Genomic DNA, 16,160 nt, shown 5'->3' on the forward strand with positions numbered 1-16,160 from the left:
AAGTACGTCCAGTACGAGGGCTTCCGGCCGGCACGCCGAGAGCACGCACCGGACGCCGCTCCTTGACGGGCAAACGTTGCCTGCCGGGGCACTAGGACCGCGCCGCCTCCGGGTGGAGTCGTACCCAGCCCTCCCAGGCCGAGGCGATCATGTCCTGCACGTCGTACTTGGCCTGCCAGCCCAGTTCGGTGGCGATGCGGTCGGCGGAGGCGACTACGCGGGCGGGGTCGCCGGGGCGGCGTGAGGTGATGATCGGGGGGCGCTCGTAGCCGGTGACCCCGTTGATGTGGTCGATCATCTCGCGGACCGAAACACCCTCGCCGCGGCCGATGTTGAGGGTCAGGTCGTGGCCGGGGGTGGAGCGCAGGGCGCGGGCGACCGTCACATGGGCCTCGGCCAGGTCGACCACGTGGATGTAGTCGCGGACGCAGGTGCCGTCCGGGGTCGGGTAGTCGTCGCCGAAGATGCGCGGGGCCGCGCCCTCGGTGAGCTTCTCGAAGACCATGGGGACGAGGTTGAAGACGCCCGTGTCGGCCAGGGCGGGGGTGGCCGCGCCGGCCACGTTGAAGTAGCGCAGGGACGCGGTCGCCAGGCCCGTCGCCCGGCCCGTCGCGCGGACCAGCCACTCGCCGGCCAGCTTGGTCTCGCCGTAGGGGGAGAGGGGGAGGCAGGGGGTCTCCTCCGTGACCAGGTCCACGTCCGGCATGCCGTAGACGGCGGCCGAGGAGGAGAAGACGAAGGACGGGACGTCCGCCTGCGTCACGGCCTCCAGCAGGACCCGCAGACCCTCCACGTTCTCCCGGTAGTAGTGCAGCGGGAGAACCACGGACTCGCCCACCTGCTTCTTCGCCGCCAGATGGACGACCCCGGTCACCTCGTACTCGGCGAGGGTGCGTGCCACCTTCTCGCCGTCCAGGATCGAGCCCCGCACCAGCGGGACCTCGTCCGGCACCCGCCCGGCGACACCGGTGGACAGGTCGTCGTAGACCACGGTCCGCTCGCCCGCCTCGGTCATCGCGCGTACGACGTGCGCCCCGATGTATCCGGCGCCGCCGGTGATCAGCCAGGTCATGTACGGCCTTCCCTCGTCAGCCGGCCTGTCGTGACGTGGCCGGTGGCTCTCGGTCGTGCGGGTCCCCCGTGCAGTCCCGTGGGTCTCAGTGAAGCAGGCGGCGGAGTCGTCCGTGGGCCACCGCGATGACTCCCCGTACCCCGGTCGCCACGCGCAGTGCCAGCGCGCCGGAGTGCGTGGCGTAAGGCTGGACCAGCAGCACGCCGTGCCGGGCGCTCGGGACGGCGTGCCGGCGCAGTCGGCCGGCGCCCGAGAGGGCGTGCGCCGTCACGTCCCGGGACGCGCCGTCCGCGAAGCGCACGGTCAGGCGCAGATCCCAGGTGCCCGCGCCGAGCCCGGCCAGATCGACGGGCACCTCGGCCGACCAGCCGTCCGCACCTGAGGGGCCGGTGGGCGTGAATGTGGTCCTCTCGCGCCGGTGCGTGCGTCCGTCCTCCCTGGACTGCCACTCCACCTCCACCTCCCGCGGCCCGGCCTCGGCCATCCGCCCGTACAGCTCGTGCAGCCGCAGGCGCAGCCGGGTGCCATGCGCGCGTGGGCGCAGTTCCGCGTCCACGGCGAGCGGCAGGAGGCGGGTGGGACGGGCCAGCAGGGGGGTGAGGGCGACCTGGGGAAGGTCGGCCGACCATACGGGCGTGCCGTCGGGCGTGCGGGCGTAGGGCGGGAGCAGCCGGGCGGGGCGCGAGGCCAGCTCCTTCAGGCGGGGCAGGTCGCACGGCTCGGCGGACTCCAGGACGACCCGCGCGAGCAGCCGGCCGGGCGCCGACGGGTTCACCTCCCAGTCGGCGGCGTCGTAGCGCGCGAGGTACTCCCGGGTGTGCGCCCACCATGCGCGTTGGTAGTGCGCCTCGCGCAACCCCAGCTCGCGCGCGTACATACGCACCTCGTGGTCGAGGAACTTCGATCGCGCGGCCCGCGCCAGCTCCTTCTGTCCGGCGCTCAGCAGAATGTCGTACGCCAGCGCGCACGCCTCCGTACGCGCCTTCCAGTTGTCGATCTGTCCCCGGTCCAGGGAGAGCGACAACTGCTCGGCGGACCGGCGGACATGCCACACGTACACGCGGTCCGGTACGAGCGCGATGCGCGGCACGGCGGCGAGCACGCGCGCGGTGAACACGAAGTCCTCGTAGAGGAAGCGCCCCTCGGGGAAGCGGATGCCGTGCTCGCGCAGGAAGGCGGTCCGGTACAGCTTGTTGACGCACAGTGTGTCGTGGACGAGGCGGGGCCGCTGGGAAGGGCGCGCGAGGACGGCGTGCGTCGCGTAGAGGGGGGCCTGCCAGGGCTGTTCCCGACCCGAGGGCAGCTCCCGGCGCACACACAGGCCGCTCGCGACCTCGGCGCGCGCCCCGGTGGCCGCCGCCAGCAGCGCGTCCACCGCGCCGGGCGGCAGCACGTCGTCGCTGTCCAGGAACATCACGTACGGCATCGTCACCGCGTCGATCCCGGTGTTGCGCGGACTGCCGCAGCCGCCGCTGTTGACCTCGCGGCGCACGACCCGCAGTCTCGGTTCACCGGCGGCCAGGCGGGCCAGCAGTTCGCCGCTGCCGTCCGTCGAGCAGTCGTCCACGGCGACGACCTCACCGACGGCGGCGCCCTGGTCGAGCGCCGAGCGTACGGCGTCGAGCACGTGGTCGGCGTCGTTGTAGCCGATGACGACGACACCGACCTGAGGCGTAGGGTGCGGGTCTCGCGGGTCTGGATGCATGGGGTCCACAGGCCGGGAGCGTAGAAATGTTCGGTAATACTCTGTTAAGAGATGCTTAGTGCTCGTTCCGGAAGACGGTCGGAATCCGGTCGGGGTTGCGTCGCGGGCGCGGGCTTTCCGGCCGGCGGCCGCGCGGCGCGCCACAGCCGGACGAAGGACAGCGCCGCGGCGGCGGCCAGCAGCCCGTTGCGGGCCAGCATCAGCAGACAGCCGGTCCAGGTGCCGGCGACGACGTCGCGGTAGAACATCGGGAAGGCCACGGAGCTGAGCGCGCTCGCCGCGAGGATCAGGACGGCCACCGGGCGCTGGCTGGTGTGCCGCGAGGTCAGGCACACGGCGGCGAGACCGATCAGCCAGATCATGTACTGGGGGCTGATGACCCGGCTGGTGACGGTGAACAGCAGCACCGCGGCGAGCGCGGCGTCGTACGGCGTGGCCGGGCTCCAGTGCCGCGCCCGCACCCTCCACAGCACCAGCAGCCCGAAGGCGGCCGCGGTCAGCGCGAGGGAGGCGGTGGCGACGGCGGCCACGTGCGGGCCGACCAGCTCGATCGCGCCGTACTGGTAGCGGGCGCGGCCGGACCAGCCGGCGTGCCGCGCCAGGTTGAGCGCCGTACCGCCGAACGACTCGATCTGCACACCCCGGCCGCCCTGCTCCCGCAGGAAGGCCAGCGGATTGTTGAACGAAAGGGCGAGGAGCGCGAAGCAGGTGCCGCCGGTGGCCACCGCCCACCCCCACGCCCTTCGCGTCATCGGCCCCCGGGGCGTGCCCAGCAGCACCAGGCCCGGCCACACCTTCACCAGCGCGCCCAGTGCGCCGAAAACGCCGCCCGCGCGGGGGGAGCGTCCCAACGTCAGCAGGGAGATGACGGCGAGCGCGGTCACCTGTACGTCGTACCGGGCGAGCGGCACGTGCAGCAGCAGCGGCAGACCGCAGGTCCACAGGGTCGCGCCGAACAGGCTCCGCCCGGGGCGCGTCCCCGCGTGGACCAGGGCCGCCGCGATCAGCGCGTCCGCGGCCAGCGTCAGCACCACGAACGCCTGAAAGTACGTCAACCACGGGAGCAGGCCCGGCGCCAGCAGCACCGCGCCCGCGCCCGGCGGGTACTGCCAGGTGCTGTCGTGTGCCGGGAACGCGCCGTGCGACAGGACGCCGTACCAGTGGAAGTACAGCCGCCACACCTCGCGCGGCACCGAACCCCCGCCCAGCAGGGGCGAGCTGTCGTGCGTGAGCAGCCACGACATCAGGGCACGGGTGGCGAGCCATACGGCGGTGAGGGCGAGGACCGGGCCGGGGGTGACACGGAGACGGTTCATCACGTGGGAGCCTAATCTGCGCGGATGGTGTATCCATGCCGATACGCCGTCAATGACCGGCAAAGGTTGGCTAATCGCAAAAGATCGGGCCATGGTGAACGTCGGGCCTCTTGTGAAACCGCAGTCGCGCAGGGCGGCTGCAGCAGCAGTTGTCGTACCGGCTGACGCGTCGGATGCACTGGGTGCACCTGGTGCAACGACTCGCGCGGCTAGAGGTGCGCGGAGCGCGCTCGCCGTGTCCGTGTCCGTGCCCATGCTCGTCATGCTCGTGCTCGGGCTCTGGGGGCTGGACCGCGGCGGGATGTGGCGGGACGAAGCCGTCACCTTCCAGGTCGCGCGCCGCACGGTGCCGCAGATCTGGCGACTGGTGCACGGGGTGGACGCGGTGCACGGCCTGTACTACCTGCTCATGCACGCCGTCCTCGGCGTCCATCCCTGTGAGGTCCTCCTCAGGCTGCCGTCCGTGTGCGCGGCGGCGCTGACCGCGGGGCTGGTGGCCGCGCTCGGTGCCCGGCTGGTGCGGCCGCGCGTCGGGCTGTGGGCGGGGCTGTTGTACGCGATCACGCCGATGGCCGGTCACTACGCGCAGGAGGGCCGTTCGTACGCCTTGGTCGCGGCCGGAGCCACCGGGGCGACGCTGCTGTTCGTCCGGGCCGTGCAGGGGGGTTCGTGGCGGGCGTACGGCGCCGTGCTCGGACTCACCTGCTGGCTGCACGAGTTCGCGGTCCTGCTGCTGCTCGCCCACGCGATGTCGCTGGTGCTGGCCCGGGTGGGGATGCGGGTGTGGCGGGGCTGGGGGTGTGCGGCGGGTGCGGTGGGGGTCGTGCTGGTGCCGATGGTTGTGGTGTCGCGGGCTCAGGCGGCGCAGGTGGCGTGGTTGCGGGAACCGACATGGGAGACGGCGGGAGGGTTGCTGCGGGCGTTTCTCGGCCCGGCGGACGGGGTGTACTGGGCGTGTCTGGGGCTGGCTGTGGTGGGGCTCGTGGGGTTGGCGGGGCGGCGGGGCGAGGTGACCTGCGCGGGGGTCGCTCTGCCGCTGGCCGTGGTGCCGCCGGCCGTGCTGATGCTGGTGTCGCAGGCTTCGCCGCTGTACGTCGACCGGTACGTGCTGTACGCCCTGTCGGGGGCGCCGTTGCTGGTGGCGGCGGGGGCTGAGCGGGTGGCTGGGGTCGTCGGGAGCCTGCGGCTCGGTGGTCGCACGCCGAAAAGGCGCCCTCAGCCGCAGCCACTCGCGAAGAGCACCCCCTTCCTCACCCTGACCGGCATCCTCCTGATCGCCCAGGCCCTGACCCACCAGCTCCCCCTCCTCCAGGGCGACCGCGACCCGGCCCGCCGCCCCGACGACCTCGCTGTCGTGGCGCGGGTTGCCGGGCGGGAGGTGGGTGCCGGGGATTCCGTGCTCTTCGTGCCGGCGCAGACGCGGAACGCGGCTCTTGCCTATCCGGGGGCGTTCCGGGGGGTGCGGGACGTGGCGTTGGCGGAGTCGGGGGCCCGGTCGGGGAGTTTGTACGGGAGGGAGGTCGGGGCGGAGAGTCTGCGTCGGCGGGTGGCGCGGCTCGATCGGGTGTGGGTTGTCGCTGACCGGGATCTGCTCGTGGGGCGTTGGAGGCCGGGCAGTCCCGTCGAGCGGGCGAAGCTGGCCGTGCTGGCGGAGCAGTTCGTGCCCGGTGGGGAGTCCGTGCAGGGCGATGTGACCGTGCGGCTCTACGTCCGCCGGTCGGTCCTCAGCGGGAGCTCTCGGCCTCTTCCAGTGCCGCCGCGTCCAGCGCGGTGGTGAGCTGGTCGAGGCGTTCGCGCAGCTCGCCGATCTCCGCCAGGTCGAAGCCCGTCGCCGCGACGATGCGGCGCGGCACCTGAAGGGCCCGCTCGCGCAGCGCCACGCCCTCCTCGGTCAGCCGCACCTGCACCGACCGCTCGTCCTGCGCGCTGCGCTCGCGCCGGACGAGGCCGGCCCCCTCCAGTCGCTTGACCAGCGGGGACAGCGTGCCGGAGTCCAGGCGCAGATGCTCGCCGAGCTTCTTGACCGGCAGGTCGCCCCGCTCCCACAGCACCAGCATCACCAGGTACTGCGGGTAGGTCAGCCCGAGGTCCTTGAGGATCACGCGGTAGACGCCGTTGAAGGCGCGGGACGCCGCGTGCAGCGAGAAGCAGATCTGGCGGTCCAGGCGGAGCCAGTCCGCCTCGGGGGCGGGGGTCTGGGTGGCGCTCATGACTCCAGAGTAGCTCTTGCGGACCATTTAGTTGTGCACAATTTAATCGTGTGCTCTACTTGTGGTCGTGAGGGCGGCCGGACAGGAGCCGCCGGATCACATGATTTCGAGAGGGATGGTCTTCCATGGACGCGCTCTACACCGCTGTCGCCACCGCCACCCACGGCCGCGAGGGCCGTGCAGTCTCCTCCGACGGCACGATCGACCTCGCCCTGGCCATGCCGGTGGAGCTGGGCGGCAACGGCCAGGGCACCAACCCGGAGCAGCTCTTCGCCGCCGGTTACGCCGCCTGCTTCGGCAGCGCCCTCGGCCTCGTCGGCCGGCAGGCGAAGGTGGACGTCAGCGACGCCGCCGTCACCGCCGAGGTCGGCATCGGCAAGCAGGGCGAGGGCTTCGGCCTGAAGGTGACGCTGCGCGTCGAGCTGCCCGAGACCGTGGACGAGGCGACCGGCCGCAAGCTGATCGAGACCGCCCACCAGGTCTGCCCCTACTCCAACGCCACCCGCGGCAACATCGAGGTCGACCTCGTCATCGAGTAGGACCCGGGGTCAACCCGGCAAGACCCGAGGTGACCTGACTGCCCTCACGTCGAGGCCAGCAGGTCACCTCCGACGTTCTGGCCCGGGATCCGCACGGGAGCACCCTCGGGCATCGACTCGCCCAGCAGCAGCGTCCGTACGACCCGCTCGGCGGCCCGGCCGTCGTCGAACTCGCAGAACCGCTCCCGGAAGTCCGCCCGCAGCCGCGCCGCCTCCTCGTCCTGCCACGACCCGGAGGCGAACAGCCAGGCCAGCTCCCGATAGGAGTGGGACACATGGCCCGGCGCCTCGGCGGTGATGTCGAGATAGGCGCCCCGGCTCGCGGTGTACGCGGCCCAGTCGTCGGCGTGGACGACGATCGGCCGGTCCAGGTTGGCGTAGTCGAACATCAGGGCCGAGTAGTCGGTGACCAGCACGTCGGAGGCGAGCATCACCTCCTCGACGTGCGGCTCGTCCGTCGCGTCGACCACGATCCCGCGCCGGGCCAGCTCGGTCAGGCCCATCCCGCGCGCGGGACCGGTCGCCAGCGTCGGGTGCAGCCGGACCACGAGGGTGCAGTCCTTGCCCAGGTCGGCCGCGAACCGGGGCAGGTCGATCCGGTCCACGTGCCCGCCCCGTCGGTAGTCCCGGCGCGTCGGCGCGTACAGCACCACCCGGTGGTCCTCGGGGATGCCGTGCCGCAGCCGGAAGGCGGCGCCGGCTTCCCCGGCTCCGTCCGCCGCGCCGACCAGCACGTCGTTGCGCGGGCTGCCGGTGCGCACCGAGGTGAAGTGGCAGGGGTAGGCGCGTTCCCACACCAGCTCGGAGTGGCGGTTGGCGACCAGGCTGTAGTCCCAGCGGTCGGCCCGGCGCAGCATCTGCGGCACGTCGAAGCCGAGCCGGGCCCCGGGCTTGTCCAGCAGGTCGGCGCCCATGTACTTCAGCGGGGTGCCCTGGTGGGTGTGGAGGTGCACGCTGCCGGGCCGCTTGGCCAGTGAGCCGGGCCAGTTGACGTCGTTGACGAAGAACTTCGCCCGCGCCGTGACCTCCAGATAGCGCCGGGAGCCGACGAGTACGTGCTCCACGCCGGGCGGCAGCTGCGCGGCGGCCTCCTCGTCGCGGACCACCCACACCCCGCGCAGCTGCGGGGCGATCTCCCGCGCCTTGCGGTACACGGCGGCCGGATCGCCCAGCACGCCCCGGTGCGAGGACGCCGAGTACACCACCAGGTGCGGGTCCAGCGGGCGGCGCGCGTGCAGCCCGGCCCAGCCGCGGCGGGCCCGCAGTCCGCCCGCCCGGCGCAGCTGCTCCGTCCGCCGCCCGGCCTCGCGCCCGGCCCGCGCGGCCTGCCGCTTCAGCCGGTACACCGGGTAGCCGCCCTCCAGCAGGGCGACCTCACCGTCCACCAGGGCGCCCTCGGGCCGGTGGCGGCGGAACATCTCGGCCGTGCGCCGGAAGAACTCGGCCTTGTCCGCGGGCGGCAGCCGGTCCGGCTTGGCGAGGATGTCCAGGCAGTGCTCGCCCATCTTGCGGTGCAGGTACGGCCGCCAGCCCGCCAGTTCCTCGTGCGCGTCCACGAAGGCGAAGACCCGTTCGTACTGGTCGTGGATGTCGAAGTGCTTGCGGCTGGTGGTGGACAGGATGTTGCCCTGCCGGCGCTGCCGGTAGTTCAGGCAGATCCGGTCCAGGGCGGCGATCCGCCGGGCGCTGAGCATGACCGGGAAGGTCCAGGGAGTGTCCTCGTAGTACCCGGGCGGGAACTCGAAGCCGTGCTCCTCGACGAAGCCGCGCCGGTAGACCTTGTTCCAGACCACCATCAGCAGGTCCAGGATCTCCGGCCGGTCGGTGACCGTGAAGGTGTCCGCGCCGGCGTCGGCGAGCACCTGCGCGAGCACGTTGCGCCGGGTGCCGCCCCACCAGTAGGTGCGCGCGTAGTCGAAGACCAGCACGTCCGGGTCGCCGGACTCCGACAGCCGGTCGGCCACGGCACGCAGCGCGCCCGGCGTGAGGGTGTCGTCGCTGTCCAGGAAGAACAGGTAGTCGCCGGTGGCGTGCGGCAACCCGGCGTTGCGCGCCCGGCCGAGGCCGACGTTCTCCGGCAGGTGCAGCACCTTCACACGCGGGTCGCGCTCGGCGTACTCGTCCAGGATCGCGCCGCAGCCGTCGGGGGAGCAGTCGTCCACGGCGATCAGTTCGAGGTCGTTGAACGACTGCAGCAGCACCGAGTCCAGGCAATCGCGCAGGAAACCCTGCACCTTGAAACAGGGGACGATGACACTGAAGCGGGGCACAGCGGGTCAGCTCCTCACGAGGGTCGCGGCGGCGGGGGCGGGGATGCGCTCCGCGAGCGGGATCACCGGCGGGATCGCCTCCGGCGGCTCGCCGAGCAGCACCCGCCGTACGACACGTTCGGCGGCCAGCCCGTCGTCGAACTGACAGAACCGCTCCCGGAACGCGGCCCGCCGGGCCTTGGCCTCCTGGCCCGCGTAGGAGCCGTCGCGGAAGACGCGGGCCAGTTCCTCGGCGGTGCGGGCGACCGGTCCCGGCGGCTCGGTCATCAGGTCGAGGTAGACGCCCCGCGTCTCCTGGTAGACCTCCCAGTCGTCGGCGTACACGACGATCGGCCGGTCCAGGTTGGCGTAGTCGAACATGATCGAGGAGTAGTCGGTGACCAGCGCGTCCGCCGCCAGGCACACGTGCTCCGAGGAGCGGTGCGCGGACACATCGATGATGCGGCTGATCCGCCCGGAGCTCCGGGTGCGGCCCCGGTCGTAGAAGTAGTGGGCGCGCAGCAGCACGACCACGTCCTCGCCGGCCGCCTCGCAGAAGGCCTCCAGGTCCAGGCCGGTCTCGAAGCCGGCGTGGTGGTCGCGGTGGGTCGGCGCGTACAGGACGGCCGTGCTGCCCTCGGGCACGCCCAGCTCGCGCCGGATGCGGGCGACGTCGTCGGCGGTCGCCGTGTAGTAGACGTCGTTGCGCGGATAGCCGTACTCCAGGTGCTCGTACGAACCGGGGAAGGCACGCTCCCACATCTGGGTGGAGTGGCGGTTCGACGAGAGGTTGAAGTCCCAGCGGTCCACCCGGCCCAGCAGCCTGGTGAAGCTGCCGGACTGCGCGGCCACCACGGGGTACGTCGACTGGTCCACGCCCATCGTCTTCAGCGGGGTGCCGTGCTGGGTCTGCAGGTGGACACTGCCCGGCCGTTTGACGACGTCCTCGGCGAAGTTGGCGTTGTTCACCAGGTACTTGGCGCGGGCCAGCACCTCCCAGTAGCGGCGGGAGCCGATCACCGCGTGCTCGACGTCCTTCGGCATCGCGTGTGCCTGGTCGGCCTCGACCAGGAAGACCGAGCGGATGTGCGGGGCGAGTTCACGGGCCTTGGCGTGGATCGCGGCCGGGTTGCAGGCGTAGCCGCGGCCCCAGTAGGCGCAGTACACGGCCAGATCGGGGTCGAGGGAGCGGCGCAGGTCGCGGGCGTAGCGCAGCCGGGTGCGCAGCATGTGCGGGCGCGGCACGGCCTCGGCCGCCCTGGCCGTCGCCTGGTTGGCGCCGCGCAGCGCTCGGAACGCGGTGTACGCGCCGGCCGCCAGCAGCCGGTGCTGCACGCCGAGGCTGCCGCCCGGGGCGTGGTAGCCGGCGGGCCGGTGCCGCCGGTACAGCCGGCCGGCCCGGCGGAAGAAGGCCCGGTGCCCGCAGGGCAGCCGCTGCGGCCGGGACGCCGTCTTCAGCACGTACCCGAAGAGCTGCTCGAAGAGGGCGTGGGCGCGCTCGGCGGACAGCCCGCTGTCGGCCGCCCGGGTCAGCACCAGCTCCACCTGGTCCAGCAGGGCGTGCTGGTGCGGTCCGGGCAGGTTGAGCCTGCTGCCCTGCCGACGCAGCCGGTGCCGTACGACGACCCGGCGCAGCACCGCGATCCGCCCGGCGGCGATCGTGGTCAGCCCGCCCCAGCCCAGGTCGGTGAAGTGGCTCTCGGGAAAAGCGAGTTGGTGCTCGATGAGGAACGTGCGGCGGTAGACGGAGCTCCACGCCGGCAGCTGCACGCCCGTCAGCTCGGGGAACGCGTCCGGGGCGAAGGCTCCCTTCGGCGCCCCGGCCAGCAGCGGGGCCACCGGGTTGCTCGGCTCGCCTTCCCACCAGGGGGTCCGCTCGTGCTCGACATGAAGCACGTCGACGCCGGCGGTCTCGGTCAGCCGCGCGTCCAGCGCCGCCAGTGCGCCGGGCAGCAGCAGGTCGTCGCCGTCGAGGAACAGCACGTACGCGCCGGTCGCCGCCCGCACCCCGGCGTTGCGGGCCCCGCTCAGACCGGCGGCCGGCGGCGAGTTGACCGGTGTCACCCGGGAGTCCCGCTCGGTGTACGCGGCGACCACCGCGGCGGCCGGGGCGTCGGGAGCGTCGCAGACCGGGATCAGCTCCAGGTCGCCGAAGGACTGGCCTAGGACCGAGTCCAGCGCCTGGGACAGCCGACCAGCGACCCCGTGGGACGGGACGATGATGCTGAAGCGGGGCATTCTGCTCTTTCTGTTGTCTTACGGAAGCGGCTGGGCCGTCCGGCGGGACGCCAGGTGGAGGGCCGGACCGGCGTGGGCCGCGTCGTGCTGAGGGGCATGGGAACTCCCGGTAGGACCAACGCTGTTCAGCGGCTCTCGGTGACGGGGAGAGGGCCGGAAGGTTGCGGCGCGGTGGCTGGACCCTGTCGCCGATCCCCCGCCTGCCTACGGGCGGACGACGGGGGATCGGCGACAGGGTCCAGCGGGGAATGGGCCGGCGCCGCCGCGGCCGAGGGCACGGGCTTGCGTTCGGCGAGCGGCACGAACGCCGGCAGCCCCGCCCGCTCGCCCAGCACGACATGCCGTACGACACGCTCGGCGGCGCGTCCGTCGTCGTACGGGCAGAACCGCTCCCGGAACGCCGCCCGCAGCTGGGCGGAGCGCGAGCCGCGCCAGTGGCCGGTGGCGAAGATGTCGATCAGCTCGTCCTCGCTGCGGGCGACCGCGCCCGGCGGGAAGGCGCGCAGGTCGAAGTAGGTGCCCCGGGCCGCGTCGTACGCGTCCCAGTCCTCGGTGTGGACGATGATCGGCCGGTCCAGGTTGGCGTAGTCGAACATGATCGACGAGTAGTCCGTGATCAGCGCGTCCGAGGCGAGACAGAGGGAGGCGATGTCCGGGTGGTCGCCGACGTCGAGGACCTGGGCGGCGCCCTCGGCGAGCGGGCCGGGGTGCCAGTAGTGGGCGCGGGCCAGGATCACGAAGCGCGGGCCCAGGCGGCGCAGGATCCGGTCCAGGTCGAGGGCGGGGCGCTGGGTGCGCCGGTAGTCGCGGTGGGTGGGGGCGTACAGCAGCGCGACCGTGCCCTCGGGGATGCCGAGCGACTCGCGGATCCGGGCCACGTCGGCCGACGTCGCCCGCTGGAACACGTCGTTGCGCGGATAGCCGTACTCCAGCGTGGTGTAGCCGCCCGGGTAGACGCGCTCCCAGGTCAGGGTGGTGTGGCGGTTCGCGGACAGCACGTAGTCCCACTTGTCGACGCCCCGCACAAGCTCCTCGAAGTCCGTGTCACCGGCGGCCGCCGGGCGTTCCTGGAGGTCGAGGCCCATGTGCTTGAGGGGGGTGCCGTGCTGGGTCTGGACGAAGACCTGGCCGGGGCGCTTCCTCAGCCGGCGGTCGAAGTTGACGTTGTTGACCAGGTACTTGGAACGGGCCAGCGCCGTCCAGTAGGCGAAGCTGCCCGGGCGCAGCCGGCGCGGGCCCGGCGGGACGGTGTGCTGGTGCTCGGGGCGGGCGATCCAGGCGGTGCGGATGTGCGGGACGTGGGTGCGGAACGCCTTCTCCAGGGCGCCCGGATTGCAGCCGTGGCCCCGGTTCCAGTAGGCCGCGAAGACGGCCCGGTCGGAGCGCAGCGGGAGGCGCAGCTGGACGCGGTAGTGCAGCTGGAGGACGGCCGCCCGGACGGCCCGGGCGAGCTTGACCGTGGCCTTGAGGGCGCGGCGGCGGGCGGACAACGCCAGTTGGAGGGCGCGGTAGGTGCGGTGCAGGCCGAAGCGGACGAGGCCGTGGCGCAGCCGGGTGCGCAACGGGACGGAGGCGCCCCGGGCCTGGTAACGGCGGTAGTGGGCGCGGGCCTTGCGCAGGAACTCGCCCCGGGTGCCGCGCGGGAGCCGGTCCCGCTTGGTGAACACGGTGGAGAAGTGGTCGACCATGCGGCGGAACAACACCGGCCGCCACCGGGCGAGTTCGGGCCGCTCGTCGATGAACGCGAACACCCGGTCGTACTGGTCGAAGATGTCGAAGTGCTTGCGGCTGGTGGTGCCCAGGATGTTGCCCTGCCGCCGCTGCCGGTAGTGCACGCACACCCGGTCCAGGGTGGCGATCGACTCCGCCGCCATCAGCGTCGGGAAGGTCCAGGGCGTGTCCTCGTAGTAGCCGGCCGGGAACCGGAACCCCTGCTCCGCGACGAACTCCCGCCGGTACGCCTTGTTCCAGGCGACCATCAGCACCCGCAGCAGCCCCGGGCGGTCCTCGAGGCGGAAGGGTGCCGGGCCCTGCTGGGTGAGGTGGGCGGCGACCTTGTTGCGCTCCACCGCGCCGTTCCAGTAGGTGCGCGCGTAGTCGAAGACCAGGACGTCCGGCTCGCCGGTCTCCTCGATCCGGTCGGCGATCGAGCGCAGCGCGTCCGGGGTGAGCGTGTCGTCGCTGTCCAGGAAGACCAGGTAGTCGCCCGTCGCCCGGGCCATGCCGGCGTTGCGGGCGCGGCCCAGGCCCTGGTTCTCGGCCAGGTGAACGGCCTTCACGCGCGCGTCGCGGTCGGCGTACTCGTCGATGAGGGCACCGCAGGCGTCGGGCGAGCGGTCGTCCACGGCGATCAGCTCGAGATCGGGATACGACTGTGAGAGCACCGAGTCCAGGCACTCCGAGAGGTACGCCTGGACCTTGTACGCGGGGACAATGACACTGAACCTGGGCAAGGGACATCCATGGGTCGGTCGGCGCGGGCGTTCTGCCCGGGAACGGCCAATGGAGTGATTTGGTTACGGTTCGTACGGCATGTGGGGGACACCGGGTGCTGTGTTTTCTGGGGGACACCCCCAGACCCCCGTGGGAAAGGCGGGCCCCTTGAGGCCCGCCCCTCGGAAAGTGTCCTTTTTGTTGCTACTTGACCGCGCCCGCCATGACCCCGGACACGAACTGCCGCTGGAACGCGAAGAACACGGCCAGCGGGATCACCATCGAGATGAACGCGCCCGGCGCCAGCACGTCGATGTTGTTGCCGAACTGCCGTACCTGCGTCTGCAGAGCGACCGTGATCGGCTGCGAACCGGACTTGGTGAACACCAGCGCGACCAGCATGTCGTTCCACACCCACAGGAACTGGAAGATGCCGAGGCTCGCGATCGCGGGCCCGCCGAGCGGCATCACCACCCGGGCGAACAGACGCAGTTCACCGGCGCCGTCGAGACGGGCCGCCTCCAGCAGCTCCCTCGGGATCTCCGCGAAGAAGTTCCGCAGCAGGAACACCGCGAACGGCAGACCGAAGCCCACGTGGAACAGGATCACCCCGAAGATGGTCCCGAACAGACCGATCCTGCCGAACAGTTCGGCGATCGGGATCAGCGCCACCTGTACCGGCACCACCAGCAGGCTGACCACGCCGAGGAACCACCAGTCCCGGCCCGGGAACTCCATCCACGCGAACGCGTAGCCCGCGAGCGAGCCGATCACGACGACCAGGATCGTCGCCGGGACCGTGATCAGCACGGTGTTCACCAGGGAGTTGGTGATGTCGCTGTTCTCCAGCAGCTTCTGGTAGCTCTCGAAGGTCAGCTGGGACGGCTGGGTGAACACCTTCCACCAGCCGCTCGCGCTCATGTCCTGCGGTGCGCGCAGGGAGGAGATGAGCAGACCGATGGTCGGCACCAGCCAGAACAGGCCGACGAGGATGAGGAAGACGCGGACCAGTCCGCCGTTGAGCTTTTCGACGATCCTCGAACCGAGCGACTGCCGGGCCTTCACGGTCATGTCGGCGGGTGCCACCTTTCCGATGCTTCCGGCAGCGGTCGTCATCGCCGCACCTCCCGCCGCAACCTACGGATGTTGAACAGCATCACCGGGATGACGAGCAGCAGCAGGAACACCGCGATGGCGCTCGCGATGCCCGGCTGGCCCTCCGCGAAGCCCTTGCGGTACAGCTCCAGGGCCAGCACGTTCGCGTCGTCCTGGGAGGAGCCCGGCGCGATGATGTAGACGAGGTCGAACACCTTGAGCACGTTGATCATCAGCGTGACGGTGACGACCGCCAGGACCGGAGCGAGCAGCGGCACGGTGACCCGGCGGAACACCTGCCACTCGCCCGCGCCGTCCACGCGTGCGGCCTCCAGCAGCTCCCGGGGCACGCCCGCGAGCCCGGCCGCGATCAGCACCATCGCGAAGCCCGCCCACATCCACACGTACGACCCGATGATGGCCGGGGTGACCAGCGACGGGCCGAGCCAGTCGACGCCGTTGTACGGCTCCCTGAAGTTGCTCGCGGGAAGCCTCAGGCGGGCGCCGTCCGCCTTCGCGGGCAGCGTGAAGGTGCCGTCGCCGGCCGCCTTGGTGGACGCCACCACCGTGCCGTCCTTCACCGCCTCGATCCGCATCCCGGCGTAGCCCAGCTCGGACGGGTCGGGCACGCCCAGCTTCCCGACGCCCTTGCCGCGGGTGAAGTCCTGCCAGGTGGTGCCGGTGATCTTCCCCGGCTCCGGCTTCGCCGCCACGGCCTTCTTCGCGCCGTCGGGCATCTGGTCGGGGGCGACGCCGACCAGCGGGAGCGTGACCGGCTGCCCGGTGCGCACCGGGGCCGTGGTGATGAAGCCGCCCTGGTCGGGCTTGAGCGGCGACTCACGGCCCGGGTGTGCCTTCGGGAACGCCGACGACTGGGCGAAGGTGTCGTGCACGCCCACCCACACCGCGTTGGCGACGCCCTTGTCCGGGTTCTGGTCGTACACCAGCCGGAAGATGATCCCGGCCGCCAGCATCGAGATCGCCATCGGCATGAAGACGACCAGTTTGAACGCCGTGCCCCAGCGCACCCGTTCGGTCAGCACCGCGAAGACCAGACCGAGGGCCGTGGAGACGGCCGGCGCGAACACCACCCAGATGATGTTGTTCTTCAGGGCGGTGCGGATGCCGTCGTCCGTGAACAGCGCCTTGTAGTTGTCGATGCCGGCGAAGCCGTCGCCCGAGGCGTTGTAGAAGCTGCGGATCAGCGAGTACCCGATCGGGTAGACCACGAGCGCGCCCAGCAGCACCAGCGCGGGCAGCAGGAACAGGGCTGCCACCGCCTTGCGGGTGCCGGTCACGCTTC

General features: G+C 71.9%; 11 protein-coding genes. 2 read left to right on the forward strand and 9 right to left on the reverse strand.

The window, feature by feature from the left end; genetic code table 11:
* Nucleotides 1-91 precede the first annotated feature (91 nt).
* The 3 genes from galE to ACWC5O_RS06355 all read right to left on the reverse strand — a co-directional run bounded on the left by galE (nt 92) and on the right by ACWC5O_RS06355 (nt 4,093).
* Nucleotides 92-1,072, reverse strand: coding sequence for a UDP-glucose 4-epimerase GalE (galE, locus tag ACWC5O_RS06345; protein ID WP_450580319.1), 981 nt, complete (start codon nt 1,070-1,072; stop codon nt 92-94).
* Between the two features lie 85 nt (nt 1,073-1,157).
* On the reverse strand, nt 1,158-2,777 hold the full coding sequence (locus ACWC5O_RS06350; RefSeq protein ID WP_450580321.1) for a glycosyltransferase: 1,620 nt from the start codon (nt 2,775-2,777) through the stop codon (nt 1,158-1,160).
* A 44-nt stretch (nt 2,778-2,821) separates the two neighbouring features.
* Complete coding sequence (locus tag ACWC5O_RS06355) at nt 2,822-4,093, reverse strand: glycosyltransferase 87 family protein (protein ID WP_450580323.1); 1,272 nt, start codon at nt 4,091-4,093, stop codon at nt 2,822-2,824.
* 235 nt (nt 4,094-4,328) lie between these two features.
* Here ACWC5O_RS06355 and ACWC5O_RS06360 point away from each other — a divergent pair, with 235 nt between their 5' ends.
* The gene (locus tag ACWC5O_RS06360; RefSeq protein WP_450580324.1) at nt 4,329-5,870 is read left to right on the forward strand and encodes a glycosyltransferase family 39 protein; all 1,542 of its coding nucleotides are present in this window, start codon (nt 4,329-4,331) and stop codon (nt 5,868-5,870) included.
* On the opposite strand, the gene ACWC5O_RS06365 is transcribed toward ACWC5O_RS06360, so the two are convergent.
* Entirely contained in the window at nt 5,818-6,303 is a 486-nt protein-coding gene (locus tag ACWC5O_RS06365) for a MarR family winged helix-turn-helix transcriptional regulator (RefSeq protein WP_450580326.1), read from the reverse strand. The two genes, ACWC5O_RS06360 and ACWC5O_RS06365, sit on opposite strands and share 53 nt — an antisense overlap.
* A gap of 125 nt (nt 6,304-6,428) precedes the next feature.
* Here ACWC5O_RS06365 and ACWC5O_RS06370 point away from each other — a divergent pair, with 125 nt between their 5' ends.
* Nucleotides 6,429-6,842, forward strand: a complete 414-nt coding sequence (locus ACWC5O_RS06370) for an organic hydroperoxide resistance protein (RefSeq protein ID WP_450580327.1) — start codon at nt 6,429-6,431, stop codon at nt 6,840-6,842.
* Nucleotides 6,843-6,886: 44 nt separating this feature from the next.
* Here ACWC5O_RS06370 and ACWC5O_RS06375 read toward each other — a convergent pair whose 3' ends face one another.
* The 5 genes from ACWC5O_RS06375 to ACWC5O_RS06395 all read right to left on the reverse strand — a co-directional run bounded on the left by ACWC5O_RS06375 (nt 6,887) and on the right by ACWC5O_RS06395 (nt 16,155).
* The gene (locus ACWC5O_RS06375) at nt 6,887-9,112 is read right to left on the reverse strand and encodes a bifunctional glycosyltransferase/CDP-glycerol:glycerophosphate glycerophosphotransferase (RefSeq protein ID WP_450580329.1); all 2,226 of its coding nucleotides are present in this window, start codon (nt 9,110-9,112) and stop codon (nt 6,887-6,889) included.
* A 6-nt stretch (nt 9,113-9,118) separates the two neighbouring features.
* Nucleotides 9,119-11,329, reverse strand: coding sequence for a bifunctional glycosyltransferase/CDP-glycerol:glycerophosphate glycerophosphotransferase (locus ACWC5O_RS06380; RefSeq protein ID WP_450580331.1), 2,211 nt, complete (start codon nt 11,327-11,329; stop codon nt 9,119-9,121).
* A 125-nt stretch (nt 11,330-11,454) separates the two neighbouring features.
* Nucleotides 11,455-13,782 (reverse strand): bifunctional glycosyltransferase/CDP-glycerol:glycerophosphate glycerophosphotransferase, encoded by a 2,328-nt coding sequence (locus ACWC5O_RS06385; RefSeq protein WP_450580333.1) that lies wholly within the window; start codon nt 13,780-13,782, stop codon nt 11,455-11,457.
* 184 nt (nt 13,783-13,966) lie between these two features.
* The gene (locus ACWC5O_RS06390; protein WP_450580335.1) at nt 13,967-14,878 is read right to left on the reverse strand and encodes a carbohydrate ABC transporter permease; all 912 of its coding nucleotides are present in this window, start codon (nt 14,876-14,878) and stop codon (nt 13,967-13,969) included.
* Nucleotides 14,875-16,155 (reverse strand): carbohydrate ABC transporter permease, encoded by a 1,281-nt coding sequence (locus ACWC5O_RS06395; RefSeq protein ID WP_450580336.1) that lies wholly within the window; start codon nt 16,153-16,155, stop codon nt 14,875-14,877. The genes ACWC5O_RS06390 and ACWC5O_RS06395 overlap by 4 nt, the downstream gene beginning before the upstream one ends.
* Nucleotides 16,156-16,160 lie beyond the last annotated feature (5 nt).

The sequence above is a fragment of the Streptomyces sp. NPDC001450 genome, assembly GCF_053597295.1.